The 14,493-nt window shown below is 65.5% G+C and carries 11 protein-coding genes; 4 read left to right on the top strand and 7 right to left on the bottom strand.

Going from position 1 to position 14,493, the window contains the following annotated elements; all coding sequences use genetic code 11:
- Positions 1–52 precede the first annotated feature (52 nt).
- From LH475_RS08145 to LH475_RS08135, 3 genes are all read right to left on the bottom strand, one after another.
- Positions 53–703, bottom strand: a complete 651-nt coding sequence (locus tag LH475_RS08145; RefSeq protein WP_196843777.1) for a DUF1990 family protein — start codon at positions 701–703, stop codon at positions 53–55.
- 5 nt (positions 704–708) lie between these two features.
- Positions 709–2,559 (bottom strand): translation elongation factor 4, encoded by a 1,851-nt coding sequence (gene lepA, locus LH475_RS08140; RefSeq protein WP_196843778.1) that lies wholly within the window; start codon positions 2,557–2,559, stop codon positions 709–711.
- Positions 2,560–2,781: 222 nt separating this feature from the next.
- The gene (locus LH475_RS08135; RefSeq protein WP_196843779.1) at positions 2,782–4,011 is read right to left on the bottom strand and encodes an amidohydrolase; all 1,230 of its coding nucleotides are present in this window, start codon (positions 4,009–4,011) and stop codon (positions 2,782–2,784) included.
- Positions 4,012–4,089: 78 nt separating this feature from the next.
- Here LH475_RS08135 and LH475_RS08130 point away from each other — a divergent pair, with 78 nt between their 5' ends.
- From LH475_RS08130 to LH475_RS08115, 4 genes are all read left to right on the top strand, one after another.
- Entirely contained in the window at positions 4,090–4,815 is a 726-nt protein-coding gene (locus tag LH475_RS08130; protein WP_196843780.1) for an alpha/beta hydrolase, read from the top strand.
- A gap of 52 nt (positions 4,816–4,867) precedes the next feature.
- Positions 4,868–5,899, top strand: a complete 1,032-nt coding sequence (locus tag LH475_RS08125; RefSeq protein ID WP_297413346.1) for a S66 peptidase family protein — start codon at positions 4,868–4,870, stop codon at positions 5,897–5,899.
- Positions 5,900–6,238: 339 nt separating this feature from the next.
- Complete coding sequence (gene rpsT, locus LH475_RS08120; protein ID WP_104191850.1) at positions 6,239–6,502, top strand: 30S ribosomal protein S20; 264 nt, start codon at positions 6,239–6,241, stop codon at positions 6,500–6,502.
- Between the two features lie 193 nt (positions 6,503–6,695).
- Positions 6,696–7,397 carry a hypothetical protein gene (locus LH475_RS08115; RefSeq protein ID WP_196843781.1) on the top strand — a complete coding sequence of 234 codons (702 nt, stop codon included), beginning with the start codon at positions 6,696–6,698 and terminating at the stop codon, positions 7,395–7,397.
- 63 nt (positions 7,398–7,460) lie between these two features.
- Here the strand turns inward: LH475_RS08115 and holA are convergent, their stop codons facing one another.
- From holA to leuS, 4 genes are all read right to left on the bottom strand, one after another.
- A complete protein-coding gene (gene holA, locus LH475_RS08110) occupies positions 7,461–8,516 on the bottom strand; it encodes a DNA polymerase III subunit delta (protein ID WP_196843782.1) in 1,056 nt (351 codons plus the stop codon).
- A 37-nt stretch (positions 8,517–8,553) separates the two neighbouring features.
- A complete protein-coding gene (locus LH475_RS08105) occupies positions 8,554–11,025 on the bottom strand; it encodes a ComEC/Rec2 family competence protein (protein WP_297413339.1) in 2,472 nt (823 codons plus the stop codon).
- Positions 11,022–11,732, bottom strand: a complete 711-nt coding sequence (locus tag LH475_RS08100) for a helix-hairpin-helix domain-containing protein (RefSeq protein ID WP_196843784.1) — start codon at positions 11,730–11,732, stop codon at positions 11,022–11,024. The genes LH475_RS08105 and LH475_RS08100 overlap by 4 nt, the downstream gene beginning before the upstream one ends.
- A gap of 135 nt (positions 11,733–11,867) precedes the next feature.
- Positions 11,868–14,426, bottom strand: coding sequence for a leucine--tRNA ligase (leuS, locus tag LH475_RS08095; protein WP_297413393.1), 2,559 nt, complete (start codon positions 14,424–14,426; stop codon positions 11,868–11,870).
- Positions 14,427–14,493: the final 67 nt, after the last annotated feature.

Below are 14,493 nucleotides of genomic sequence, written 5' to 3'. Positions count from 1 at the left end.
TCCAGTACGTCGAGGTTGTGCAATGTTTTGGCACTGCTATTTGATGGCGCTGCTACGTGATAGCACCCACGGGATGCAGGGCCCGCAGGTACAGCCGGGTGAATTTGGCCTGCTGAAAGCGCAGCATTGGCCAGGCCAGGCGGTAATACCACGTGCTGGCCTTCGAGAACGAGCGAATGGTCAGCCAGACCGAATCGTCGTCCCGGTGTTCGACGATGAAGGATTCCTCGCCGCTTTCCGGATGACCGGCCAGGGTGCCGTAGGCGAACCCGATGCGGGCGACCTCGTCGATCACGTAGACAACGCGCACCGGCGCGGTCACGCTGAACAGCCAGACCTTAATTTTCAGCGTCGCCGTCATGCCGTTGGCAATATACGGCGTGCCGTCATCCGCAAAAGTCGCCTCGTTGACCGGATGCTGCTGGCCGGCTGCCGGGGTGCCGTCCGGCTGAAAGGTCACCGGCGTGTACTGCACACCGGTACCGCTTTCGAGGTCGGTGACCTCCATGCCGCTGCCGCGCTGGATTCCCCACGTCATCAGCAACTTGGTCGCGGCTTGAAACCGCTCCTGGGAGCTGCCGAGCTTGACGCTCTGCTCCATCGGGCGGTAGCCCCGGGGCGGATAGCTCATCAGGTCGGGAGCGAGCGTGCCACCGATGGCGGCATAGCTGACGGCGGCGTCGGTGAAGGTGGCCCTGCGCACGCGCTTTACCTCTTGTCTTTCGTCTCGATGTCCCCCGAGAGCGCGGCGATGAAGGCCTCTTGGGGAACTTCGACGCGACCAACCATCTTCATGCGCTTCTTGCCTTCTTTCTGTTTCTCGAGCAGCTTACGCTTGCGCGAGATGTCACCGCCGTAGCACTTGGCGAGCACGTCTTTACGCATCGCCGAGATGCTCTCGCGGGCGATGATGTGGGCGCCGATCGCGGCCTGAATGGGCACCTCGAACTGCTGGCGCGGGATCAGCTTGCGCAGGCGTCCGGTCATGAGGGCTCCGTAGGCGTAGGCCTTGTCGCGGTGCACGATGGCGCTGAACGCGTCGACCTGCTCGCCCTGCAGCAGAATGTCGACCTTGACCAGGTCGGCTTCCTGCTCGCCGGAGGGCTCGTAGTCGAGTGAGGCGTAGCCGGCGGTGCGCCCCTTGAGCATGTCGAAGAAGTCGAACACGATCTCACCGAGCGGCATCGTGTAGCGAATCTCGACGCGGTCTTCGCCAAGGTATTCCATACCGAGCAGGGTGCCGCGGCGGCTCTGGCAGAGCTCCATGATCACGCCCACGTAGTCTTTCGGCGCGAGGATGGCCGCCTTGACCATGGGCTCGAGTACCTTGGCGATCTTGCCGGTGGGATACTCGCTCGGGTTGGTGACCGTAATGGTGCGCTTGTCGTCGGTGGTGACCTCGTAGGGCACGCTCGGTGCGGTCGTGATGAGATCGATGTTGAATTCGCGCTCGAGGCGTTCGGTGATGATCTCGAGGTGCAGCAGGCCCAGAAAGCCGCAGCGAAAGCCGAAACCAAGGGCGACCGATGTCTCCGGCTCGTATCCAAGACTCGCGTCGGAGAGTTTGAGCTTGTCGAGGGCTTCGCGCAGCGCCGGGTAGTCGCTGCCGTCGATCGGGTACAGCCCCGAGAACACCATGGGCTGGGGTTCGTTGTAGCCGGGCAGCGCGTCGGTGGCCGGGCGCAGGGCGGTCGTGATGGTGTCGCCGACCTTGGACTGGCGCACGTCTTTCACGCCGGTGATCAGGTAGCCGACCTCGCCGACCCTCAGGCCCTTACTTTCGATCGGTTCGGGCGAGATGACGCCGATCTCGAGGATCTCGTGGGTCGCCTTGGTCGACATCATCTGAATTTTTTCGTGGGCCTTGAGGTGCCCGTCGATCATGCGTACGTAGGTGACGACGCCGCGGTAGCTGTCATAGACCGAGTCAAAGATCATGGCGCGCGCGGCGGCATCCGGGTTGCCCTGTGGTGCGGGAATCATCCTGGTCGCGAGGTTGAGAAGTTCTTCCACACCGGCGCCGGTCTTGCCGGAGACGCGCAGCACGTCTTCGGGGCGTCCGCCGATCAGGCTCGCGAGCTCGCGGGCGTACTTCTCGGGGTCTGCGGCCGGCAGGTCGATCTTGTTGAGCACCGGAATGATCGTGAGGTCATTCTCGAGGGCAAGATAGAGGTTGGCCAAGGTCTGGGCTTCGATGCCCTGGGCCGCGTCGACCAGCAGAATGGCACCCTCGCAGGCGGCGAGGCTGCGGGAGACCTCGTAGGTGAAGTCGACGTGGCCGGGGGTGTCGATCATGTTGAGTGCGTAGGTGACGCCGTCCATTTCCCACGGCATGCGCACGGCCTGGCTCTTAATGGTGATACCGCGTTCACGCTCGATGTCCATGCGGTCCAGGTACTGGGCGCGCATGGAACGTTCGTCGACGACGCCGGTGATCTGCAGCATCCGGTCGGCGAGCGTCGACTTGCCATGGTCGATGTGGGCAATGATGCAGAAGTTGCGGATGAACTCGGGGGCCGTGGCGGCCGGTTCCAGCGCGTGAAGGGCTCTCGGTGACATAGTTCAATTATTCTCCCATGCTCGGCCGGGTTGCCGGTCTAGGCGAGTCGCCCCGGCTCGGCATCTTCCTACCCACCTGTTGTCGTCGACGCATGCACGATGCGAACTGTCGAGGGGCTCCGAGGCGCTGTGGTTGCACGCGTGTGCGGGCCGCAATCGACAACCGGTTCAGAAATTTCTGCGTTCGTCAGGGGATGGCGTCAGGGCATGGTCTGGGCGTGGTCAGGCGCCGAGGCGGTGGGCGCGCTCGACGACCTGGCCGAAGCCGTTGCTGTAGCGGTAGACCTCGATGCCGTCGATGAGAACGAGCTCGGCGCGTGAGCCGAGGTCGAGCGGGTCGCCCGACCAGATCACGACATCGGCGTCGAGGCCCACGGTGAGCGACCCGACCCGGGTATCGAGCCCGAGGATGACGGCCGGATTGATTGTGAGGGCCTCGAGCGCGGTCTGTACCGGCAACCCCTCCTTCACCGCAAGGGACGCCTGGTGCACGAGAAAGTTCACCGGAACGACGGGGTGGTCTGTCGTGATGGCGACGCGCACGCCAGCGGCGGCGAGCACGGCAAGGTTGCCGATGGCACGGTCACGCAGTTCGACCTTGGTACGCGCGGTGAGCATCGGCCCGAAGATGACGGGAATGTTTTTCTCGGCCAGCACATCGGCGATCTTGTGCCCCTCGGTGCCGTGGTTGATGACGAGGCGGTAACCGAATTCTTCGGCCAGGCGAATGGCCGTGGCGATGTCGTCGTGACGGTGCACGTGCTGGTCCCAGGCCAGTTCGCCCGTGAGCACCCGGGCGAGGGCTTCCTTGCCGAGGTCGCGGGTGAAGGCGTCGCCCTTGTCGAGGGCGGCATCGCGCGCCTCCACATAGTTCTGGGCGTCGACGAAGGCCTGGCGAATGATCAGGCTCACGCCGAGTCGGGTGCTGGGGGTCTGCAACTTGTCGCCGTAGACCCGCTTCGGGTTCTCGCCGAGCGCGCTCTTGATGCTCACCGACTCGCTGATGACCTGCTCGTCGATGGTGCGACCGCCCCAGCTCTTGATCGCGACCGACTGGCCGCCGATCGGGTTGCCGGAGCCCGGCTTGACGACGATCGTGGTGACGCCACCGGAGAGCGCGTCCCGAAAGCCCTCGTCGTCAATGTTGATGGCGTCAATGGCGCGCACCGCGGCCATATTCGGGCCGGTCATTTCGTTGGTGTCGTTGCCGGCCCATCCGTTTGCTTCTTCGTGAATGCCCACATGGCCGTGAGCCTCGATGAAACCGGGAAGCACCCATTTGCCGGTCGCATCAATGATCTGCGCGCCGCTCGGCACGGTCACATCGGCGCCAACAGCGCTGATGCGACCCTGCTCGATCAGAACAGTGCCGTTCTCGATGGTCTGGCCGAGAACCGGCACGACGCGAGCGTTGATGATGGCGGTCTGGGTAGTCGCGGGTGCAGTTGTCATGCCTTCAGCCTAGGCATGTTGACTGATCAGAGCCGATAGTCAGCCCGTTTACCCCTTTGGCTGGCTAGGCTCACGGGCATGGAGACTGCCAAGGCCCGTGTGCCTGTTTTACTCGTGCACGGCATTCGCGCCTCGGCCTCGATGTGGCGTTTTCAGGAGCAGAAGCTTCGTGCCGCCGGACACCCGGTACTCGCGATCGATCTGCCCGGCCACGGACAGCGGATGGGCGAGCCCTTCACTGTGCCGGCCGCGCTCGCCGCCATCGATGACGGGGTGCTGGCCTTGGGCGGCCGGGTTCTGCTCGTCGGGCTGTCGCTGGGTGGATACTACGCGGTGGCGTACGCCGCGAAGCACCCCGATCGCGTGGCAGGGCTCGTCGCCGCGGGCTGCAGCGCCGAACCTAAGGGCCTGCTGCTCGAGGGGTATCGACTTCTGGCCCGAATGATTCACCGTCTACCCGATCGGGGTTTGTGGCTGCATGAGACCATGGCCCGCCGATTGTTGCCCCCTGCCGGAGCTCGCGATGTGCTGACCGGCGGCGCCGCGCTCGACGTGATGGATGCCGGGCTCCACGCGACCTCGACGTTGACTCCTCTGACCAGCCTGGCGGAGTATCCGGGCCCGATCTGGCTGGTCAATGGTGCCCTGGATCACTTTCGACTGAACGAACGTCGCTTTCTCGCAGCCTGCGCCAACGGGGAAGTCGTCGTGGTCCCGGGGGCGACCCATCTCGCGAGCCTGGCCCAGCCGGAGCGTTTCACGACGATTCTGTTGCGGGTCGCAGAGCAGGTATCCGCCGCCTGACACCCAGCACCCGATGCCGGGTCGATTCTGCAGTGAGAGCCTGCCACTATGAATGATGGACATCCGTTACCCCCGACCACTTGTCGCCGGCGATCTGATCGGAGTAACGGCGCCGTCGAGCGGTGTCGCCGAACAGCACCACGCTCGCCTGAACTTCGCGATTGAGACGCTAACGGAACAAGGATTTCGCGTTGAAGTCGGTGACTGCATGGATGGCGCGACTCACATCAGTGCGCCCGTGGAGCAGCGGGCGGCCGAATTCATGCGGATGCTCCTCGACCCGCGAGTGCGCGCCATCGTGCCGCCGTGGGGCGGTGAGACGGCCATCGACCTCATTGCGCACCTGGATTTCGACGCCATCGCCGCCGCAGAGCCGACCTGGGTGATCGGCTACTCCGATATCTCGACGCTGCTCACACCGATCACTCTCCTGACCGGTGTCGCCACCATTCACGGCAGCAACCTCATGGATACGCCGTATGCGACACCGTCGTCGCTCGTGAACTGGCTCATTGTCGCGGGCCAGCCGATCGGCTCGTCGTTTCGCCAGTCGTCGCCCAACGTGCACCGCATCAATGACTTTGACGATTGGCAGGCCAACCCCGAGGTCACCGACCACACTTGGAATGGCACCGGGCAGTGGGTGCGCCTCGACGGCGGTACCAATCCTGTCGACGTCTCGGGTCGCTTGATCGGCGGCTGCATCGAGACATTGGCCAATCTTGCCGGAACGCGATACGCCGACACCAGCCGCCTGCGCGGTGAAGCGGATGCCTCGCTTCTCGTCTACATTGAGGCTGCCGGCGAAGAGGCGACCGCCATTTGCCGCTACCTGCACGGGATGCGCCTGGCCGGCTTCTTCGACGGTGCTGCCGCCGTGCTCGTCGGTCGCACGGGAGCGAACGACTCCCCCACTCTCACGCAGTCGGAGGCGGTGCTGGACGCCCTCGGCTGGCTCGGTATCCCCATCATCGGAAACGTCGAATGCGGACACGTTCCCCCGCAGCTACCGATTGTGAATGGTGCCCTCGGCCGACTGGTCTTCACAGATTCTGAACGCTTCCTCCAACAAACGCTGACGTAGCGACGGAGATTTCATGCTGCGCGGGAGCTGCGCCAGTGCGCGGGAGGCGCAACTGGGGCGCATCGGCGCACTTCCCGCGCGACGCGTGGCGCGGGAGTTCTGTCCGGACCCGATATCCCGCGCAGCGGCGCAACTCCTGCGCAGGGCGATCCGGCGTGCGCTCAGCGGGGCGGCGGCATCCGCTCGGCGGGGCGGGGACGGTTTTGGGGTGGGGGCAATTGCTGGTAACGTTGGTGGTTGGCTTGCGTGTTGGGTCCCACCCCGCACGATCTTCGCCGCTGAAGCGCCCTCTACCGCTGAGCGGCTGTCCGTACAAGAATCTAACGAAAGCGTAAAAACGTGGCAAATATCAAGTCGCAGATCAAGCGAATTGGCACTAACAAGAAGTCTCAAGAGCGCAACAAGGCCGTCAAGAGCGAGTTCAAGTCCGCCATTCGCGCGACACGTACCGCTATTGCCGCCGGCGACAAGGACAAGGCCGTCGTTGGTTTGGCCTTTGCGTCCAAGAAGCTCGACAAGGCCGTCAGCAAGGGTGTCATCCACCAGAACCAGGCTGCGAATAAGAAGTCGGCCATCGCGAAGGCCGTTTCCGCACTCGTCTGATCGACACTGGTTCCGCCTGCACCCGGTGTGACCTCGTCGGGTGTGATCGCACCGGCTCGTGCGAGCAGATGCGCTTGCCTCTGGCACGAAAACCCCTGCCATGTCGGCGGGGGTTTTCTGGTGCGTGGCGGCCTGCAGCTCACGCCGTCGGTGGACAGCGTGGCGCGGTCAGCGTGCCCACTATACTGGCGCGGTGAAGAGTACCCCACCGGCACGTTTCATCCCCGACGGCAACCGAGACGATCGTCATACGCACCCTCGTTTTGTCGCCGCGCTGCTCAGTGCAGCGACATTGGTTCTGGCAATATGGCTAGCGTTCAACACGAGCGATGGAGAGTCTGGCACCACGCGGCTGCAGCTGCTGGTAGCGGTGGCCGCCCTGGCACTTCTCATCATTGGAATCACATTCCACCTCGCAGCGGCGGCCGCGGGACTCCACGGCGGCATTGAAAACGGCGGCGCTCAACACGGCGGTATTGACCACGGCGGTATTGACCACGGCGGCGTTGACCACGGCGTCGGCCAATTCGATACAGACCGATTTTTGCGAATCAGTCGCCGCATCCTCGTACTATCGCGAATCGGAGCGGTGTTCGCGGCCGCTGCCGTGCTGGCGATCGCCGGGCTCGGAGCGCTGCGCGTTCTCGCTCCGCCGGCCGAACGGCCGGTGTCGGTACAGTTCTCCGAGATCACCGGCCGTGTGCAGCTTGAATACTGCCCGAACCTGCCCGGCTCATTTGATGCCCTGGTCAAGCCGACCGACCTGGCCAGTTCGTCTACCCTGCTGCCCGTCTGGGTCGCCAGCCGGGTCTGCGGCAACCCGAGCTTTCAGCATGGAGTATGGCTCCACCTCAACCGCTCCACCATCACGGTCGCTGACGCCGGCTACCGCTGACGCCCGCGACTGCTGCCGCCTAAAACTGCTGACGCCTAAAACTGCTGACGCCGGCGAAATGGGCTATCGTTCGCCGCGGCGGGCGATCACGCCGATCAGACGTTCGAGGGCGAAGACGGGGTCCCGCCCCGCACCCTTCACCGCGGCATCCGTTTCGGCGAGCACCAGAATGCACCGGGCGAGCCCTTCGTCACTCCACCCGCGCAGGTCTTTTTGCGCGCGTTCAACCTGCCAGGGAGCCAGCCCGAATTGGGCGCCGAGCTGGGCTGAACCGCCGCGGGCCCCGAAAACCTTGGCCATGGTACGAATCTTCATGGCAAACGCAGCGACGATCGGCACCGGGTCGGCACCGGAGGCGAGGGCGTGTCTCAGGGTGATCAACGCCTCGCCGTTGCGGCCGGCGATGGCCCAATCAGCGACCTTGAACGCATTGGTTTCGACCCGACCGCCGTAGTACCGGTCAACCGTGGTTTCGGTGACCTCGCTCGTCGCATCCGCAATGAGCTGCTGGCAGGCAGCGGAGAGTTCGGCCAGATCGTCGGAGAAGGCGGCAACGAGCTGGCGCAGGGCACTGACCGTGACGCGTTTACCGACCGCCTTGAACTCGTTCGCGGCGAATTCGTACTTTTCGGTGTCCTTCTTGAGTTCGGTGCAGACGATTTCGATAGCACCACCGAGACCGCTGCGGATCGTGTCGAGCAGTTTCTTGCCGCGCACTCCCCCGCCGTGCCGCAGCACGACATAGGTGTCATCGGCCGGGTTCTGGAGGTAGTCCAGTGCCTCGGTCAGAAAGGTGTCGCTGCTCTTCTCGACGTTGCTGACTCGAATCAGGCGCGGCTCGCCGAACAGCGAGGGGCTCGCAAGGGTGAGCAGCTCACCGGGCGCATAGCTGTCGGCCTGGACGTCGCTGATTTCGAGGCTCGGATCTTCCAGCTTGAGAAAATCGCGCAGCTGACGAATGGCCCGTTCGGCGAGAAACGTTTCGGTGCCCGAAACAAGCACGATCGGTGCCGGACGCACCTGGTGCCAGCCGAGCTGGGGAATGACGGTGCCCTTGGCCGTGCGGGCGGGGGACGTCGTGCCGGCCCGGGGACCGGTTGTGGCGGGTCGTGCGGCCAAAGCGCTCTCCTCGGGTTCGTGCTGGGGTCAATCAAGCCTAACCCGCACCACCGACCCGCCAGGCAGCATTCGGTGCACCGGTCGGTGTTGGTGCGGGGGCCCTGGGCGGACCAAGATCGACGACCTTCTCCGTCCACACCACGAACGTGCCGTTGGTTCCCGGCGCGACCACGGCAAGACCCTCCCGGTCCGTTCGCAGAGACAGCGTGCCCACCGACCCGAGAAGATTCAGCAGCGTGTCGGTCGGGTGCCCGTAGGTGTTCTTCACCCCGACCGAGATCAGCCCCACCCGCGCTCGCAGTTCCGCGTACAGTTGTGGGCTTTGGTCGGCCGAGCCATGGTGCGCCACCTTGACGACGTCGACCCGGCCGGGTGGTGACACGCGGCGCAGGGCATCCTGTGCTTCTTGCCCGAGATCGCCGAGGAAGATCGAACGGATGCCCTGCCCGTCGAACATGATCGTGACACTTCCCGGATTGCCCACCTGCATCGTCGTCGCTCCACGAATGGGCCAGAGAATGTTCCAGCGCAGTCCGCCGAGGGTACCAGCGTCGCCGCGCGCGGCTTGGCGAACGGTGGCGCCGCCGGCTGTCAGACGCTCATGCAGGCGTTCGTCCTGGGCGTTCTCGGGTACGCCGACCAGCGCGGTGTCCACCCGTCCGATGACCGCATCGACCCCGCCGATGTGGTCGAGGTCGTAGTGGGTGAGCACGAGCAGGTTGATGCGGGTGATGCCGAGGGTCGCCAGGCAGGCGCTGAGCAGCTTCGGGTCCGGTCCGACGTCGACTACTCCATACTGATCGCCATCCCGCACGACGACGGCGTCACCCTGGCCGATGTCGCAGGCGGCGATCTGCCAGTTGGGCGGAAAGGTGACGAGGCGGCCGATTCCGGTGCCGATGAGCGACCCGGCGTAACCACCCAGGCCGACGAACAGCAGGGCCAGCGCCGCCGCGGGCCATCGGGCCGGGCGTGCGGCCGGGCCACGCAGTACGACCATGAGGGTGAGCAGTGTGACGACCACGAGCAGCAGCACTCCGGGCGCACCACCAGGCCAGGGCAGCCGGGTTCCCGGCAGCGTTGACACCCCCTGGGCGACGGCGGCGATCCACGCCGACGGCAACCACGCCAGGGCGAGCAGCCCCGATGCCACGCCCGGGAGCAGCGGCAGGGTCAAGCAGGCCATCAGCCCGACCACGGTCGCGATCGGCGCGGCCGGACCGGCCAAAATATTGGCCGGAACGCCGTAGAGCGGCAGGCTCGGGTTCAGCAGGATCAGCACGGGCTGGCAGGCCAGTTGGGCGGCCAGTGGAATTGCGATGATGACGGCGAGGGCCGTCGGTATCCACTGGGCCAGCACGCGAGCGAGGGGACCGGCAAGTATCAGGAGCCCCGCCGTCGCGAGCACCGAGAGGGCGAAACCATAGTTGCGGGCCAGCCACGGATCGCTCACCAGCAGCCCGATCACGACACCGAGCAGGGTCGGGAGGCCCCGACCGGGTCGGCCGACGCCGATCGACACCAGGGTGAGCGCGGCCATGACCGCCGAGCGCAGCACGCTCGGCTCCGGCGTGACCAAAACGGTGAAGCCGAGCAGCGTCACGAGCGAGAGCAGGATACGCCACGAACGACCCAGCCGAAGATAGCCGCCGAGCAGCATGATCGAGGCGATGACAATGGCGCAATTGGCCCCGGACACGGCGGTCAGGTGGCTGAGCGAGCTGGTTTTCATGGTGGTATCGAGGGCGGGGCTGACCGCGCTCGTATCGCCGATGGCCAGTCCGGGCAGCAGGTCTCCCCCGTCGCCGGCGAGACTCGTCGCCGCCGTCGCGAACCCGGCCCGCAGCTCGTTGGCCCAGCGCAGCCACCACGGCGGTGCGGCGACATTGCGCGCCGTCTCGGTGGCGAACAGAAGGGCGACCGCGGCGTCGCCCAGTTCGGTGGCGCGCAGCGTGCCGCGCATCTCGAGGCTTGACCCGATTTCTGGTTCAATACCGCCCCTGGCCGCTTCGGCGAACACCACGACGGGGCTCGAGACGTGCGCCGTCTCGCCACGGCTGTCGATTTGGGTCAGGGTGGCCCGATAACGCACCCGCCCCGAGGCGCCGCTGCCGATGAAGGCCTTCGCCGCAACCGGAACCGACCACACGGTGACGGTGGCCGTGATCGTTGCCTGCGATTCTGCGGCGGCACTCAGCTCTGGCGGCAGCCGCACCGGCGCCCAGGCTCCGACGGAGGTCGCCACGAGCGCCGCGCCAGCGCAACAGAGCACCACGCTGCTGCCCAACGCCTGCCAGCGTCCGGAACGCGGCGCCGCGTTCCTCCGGGTGGGCAACTCGAAAGTGCCGTGCCGCGGCATCCGGCTAGCGACCAGCAGGACGGTGCACCCGCCAGCCACCAGCCACAACGTCACGGCAACAGCCACGGCTTGGTGGGGCGCTCCGATCAGCAGGCCGGCCGTCAGCCACACGACGACTGCCGGAAGCGCCAACCGCAGGTCGAGGCTCATACCGTGATGAGGTCTTTGAGAGCCTCGAAAGTTTTGTCGCCGATCCCCGCGACGTCACGGAGGCCATCAACGCTGGTGAACCGGCCGTTCGTCGTGCGATAGTCGATGATGCGCTGGGCCATGGTCGGGCCGATACGGGGCAGGGAATCCAGATCGGCGACCGTTGCCGTGTTGAGGTTCACCTTGGCCGCGGGGGCGTTCGCTCCCGCGGAGCCGGCCGGCGCTGCGGTGAGTGCGGGCGGCACCTCGCCCTGGCGGGGGACATAGAATTGCTCGCCATCACTGAGAATGCGGGCCAGGTTCACGCCGGCCGGATCGGCCTCGGCGGTCACACCACCGGCGGCGGCAATGGCATCCATGACTCGGGCGCCGTCGTGCAGCTGAAAGAGCCCCGGCCGGACCACGGCGCCGAGAACGTGTACGAAAATGATGATCACGCCAGTGTCTGAACCGCCCGACGCTGGGCTCGCACCCGCGTCAAACGGCCCAAGTGGTGGAGTAGACGCCTGGCCGGACGGGATCGACACTGCCCCGGACCCGACCGCGCGTTGTCCCGCCTGCTGGCCGATGGCCGACACGATGACGGCGACCACGAGGGCGAGCAGCAACAAGACGACGGCCGCACCGACGCCAACCCGAAGTCGTGGGCGCCCCCGGGCTGCGGGAGCGAGTCGCTCCAGATCGAGGGGGGAACGGTCTGGTTGCATGCTCGCAGGCTAGGCCGCGCGGGGCATCCGTTTGTCGTCGGCCGACCTATCTGTGTACGGCCCGGTGAATTGCAGCCCTGTGGAGAAGGCCCGACCGATCAAGGAAATCGACCGGGGCCGGTTGTTCGTTGAACGCTAGGCGCGCGTGACGAACGAGACGAGCTTGGGTACGCGCACGATCACCTTGATGATCTCGCGGTCGCCGATAGACCGGATGACCGCCGCCGCGTCTCGCGCCATTTTTTCGAGGTCTTCGCTGGAGATCTTCGGCGAGACTTCGAGCAGGGTACGCATTTTGCCGTCGACCTGCACGACCGCGGTGACCGACTCCTGAACGAGCAGGGTCTGCTCGGCCTTGCGCCACGGGACGAGGGCGATGCACGGCTCGTAGCCGAGATGCGCCCACATGTCCTCCGCGGCGTAGGGCGCGAACAGATTCAGCGCCATAGCGGTGGCCTCGGCGGCTTCGCGCACGGCAGCATCCGCTGGACCGGCACCGGTGTCGATGGCCTTGCGGGTGGCATTGACCAGTTCCATCAGTCGTGCCACGACGACGTTGAACTTGAACGATTCGACCAGGCCGGGGGCGTCGGCGAGGAAGCGGTGGGTGACGCGGCGCAGCGTCACGTCGCCGCTCTTCCACTCCACGTCGGGTGCGCTCGTGACGTCGCGGGCGACGCGCCAGGCGCGGGCCAGGAACTTGGCCGAACCAACCGGGGAGACGTCCGACCAGTCGATGTCGTCTTCCGGCGGGCCGGCGAACGCCATCGTGAGGCGCACGGCGTCAACGCCGTGGGTCTCGACCTCTTCGGTGAAGTAGACGAGGTTACCCTTGCTCTTGCTCATCTTGGTGCCGTCGAGAATGACCATGCCCTGGTTGAGCAGCGCGGTGAACGGTTCGGTGAAGCTGACATAGCCCTCGTCGAACAGGAACTTCGTGATGAAACGTGCGTAGAGCAGGTGCAGAATGGCGTGTTCGACGCCACCGACGTACTGGTCGACGGGCGCCCACTTCTCGGCGTTCTTGGGGTCGAAGGCCTTGGTGTCGTCGCCGGGGTTCAAGAACCGCAGAAAGTACCAGGAGCTGTCAACGAAGGTGTCCATGGTGTCGGCGTCACGTCGGGCCGGGGTGCCATCGATCGGGTTGGGCACGTTGACCCAGTCCGTTGCTCCGCCGAGCGGGCTCGTGCCCTTGGGCTTGAGGTCGAGACCCTCGGCCTCGGGCAGCAGCACGGGCAGCTGGTCTTCGGGCACGGGAATCTCGGTGCCGTCTTCGCCGTGGATGATGGGTATGGGTGTGCCCCAGTAGCGCTGGCGGGAGATGAGCCAGTCGCGCAGGCGGTAGTTCTTGGCTGCGCGGCCGAGGCCGTCGGTGGCGAGCTTCTCGATGATGCGCTTGATGGCGGTGATCTTGCTCAGGCCGTTGAGCGGCCCGGAGTTGATCAGGCGACCTTCGCCCGCCAGGGCGATGCCGGTGCTGAGCGGGTCGAGCGCGGGCAGCTCTTCGATGCCGTCGAGCATGGCCTGCGTGATCACCGGAATCATGCCGGTGGCCGGGGAATTGGTGTCGACGACGACACGCACGGGGAGGTCGAAGGCGCGGGCGAAGTCGAGGTCACGCTGGTCGTGGGCTGGCACGGCCATGATCGCGCCGGTGCCGTAGTCGGCGAGCACGTAGTCGGCGGCCCAGATGGGGAGGCGTTCGCCGTTGACCGGGTTGATCGCGTAGCGGCCGAGGAACACACCGGTCTTTGCGCGGTCAGTGGCCTGGCGTTCCATCTCGGTGCTGCGCTGCACGCGCACGAGGTACTCCTGGAATGCTTCCTGCACCTCGGGGGTCGACTCGGCGACAAGTTCGGTGGCGAGGTCGCAGTCCGGTGCGACGACCATGAAGGTGGCGCCGAACAGCGTGTCGGGGCGGGTCGTGAACACGGTGACGCGTTCAGTGCGGCCCTCAATCGCAAAGTCGACATCCGCTCCGATGGAGCGTCCGATCCAGTTGCGCTGCATGTTGAGCACCTTGGCCGGCCAGGTGCCTTCGAGCTGGTTGAGGTCGTCGAGCAGGCGGTCGGCGTAGTCGGTGATTTTGAAGTACCACTGGGTGAGTTTCTTCTTCACAACGACGGCGCCACTGCGGTCGCTCGTACCGTCGGCCAGGACCTGCTCGTTGGCGAGCACGGTCTGGTCGATCGGGTCCCAGTTGACCCAGCTGTCCTTGCGGTAGGCCAGGCCCTTCTTGTAGAGCTGCAGGAACAGCCACTGGGTCCACTTGTAATATTCGGGGTCGCTCGTATGTAGTTCGCGGTCCCAGTCGAAGCTGGTCGCGTAGAGCTTCATGCTCTTCTTCTGCTGCGCGATGTTGTCGTAGGTCCAGCCGCGCGGGTCGATGCCCCGCTTAATGGCGGCGTTTTCGGCGGGTAAGCCGAAGGAGTCCCAGCCGATCGGGTGCAGCACGTTGAACCCCTGGTGGCGCCAGTAGCGGGCGACGACGTCGCCGAGTGCGTACACCTCGGCGTGACCCATGTGCAGGTCACCGGACGGGTAGGGGAACATGTCGAGTATGTACTTGCGGGGGCGGGTGTCGCCCTCGTCGCTCGTACTGAACGGAGCCAGCTCTTCCCAGACGGGTTGCCACTTCGCCTGGATCGCCGCGAAGTCATAAATTTCTTCGTCGCTCTCATCGCGCTCGTCAATGCGTAAGCTTTCGTGCTCGTGTGCCACGTGACTCTCATTCATTGCAGGGGTAGAGCATGGTCTGTGC

Origin of the sequence: Cryobacterium sp., from assembly GCF_026786305.1 — a bacterium.
In the GTDB taxonomy this organism is placed as follows: domain Bacteria; phylum Actinomycetota; class Actinomycetes; order Actinomycetales; family Microbacteriaceae; genus Cryobacterium.
Note: the sequence above shows the minus strand (reverse complement) of the source record. Positions and strands in the feature narration are given on the sequence as shown.

Excerpts from the sequence above, each read along its gene's own strand:
- lepA (WP_196843778.1), bottom strand. The coding sequence starts at position 2,559 with ATGTCACCGAGAGCCCTTCACGCGCTGGAACCGGCCGCCACGGCCCCC.
- LH475_RS08135 (WP_196843779.1), bottom strand. The coding sequence starts at position 4,011 with ATGACAACTGCACCCGCGACTACCCAGACCGCCATCATCAACGCTCGC.
- LH475_RS08130 (WP_196843780.1), top strand. The coding sequence starts at position 4,090 with ATGGAGACTGCCAAGGCCCGTGTGCCTGTTTTACTCGTGCACGGCATT.
- LH475_RS08125 (WP_297413346.1), top strand. The coding sequence starts at position 4,868 with ATGATGGACATCCGTTACCCCCGACCACTTGTCGCCGGCGATCTGATC.
- LH475_RS08105 (WP_297413339.1), bottom strand. The coding sequence starts at position 11,025 with ATGAGCCTCGACCTGCGGTTGGCGCTTCCGGCAGTCGTCGTGTGGCTG.
- LH475_RS08100 (WP_196843784.1), bottom strand. The coding sequence starts at position 11,732 with ATGCAACCAGACCGTTCCCCCCTCGATCTGGAGCGACTCGCTCCCGCA.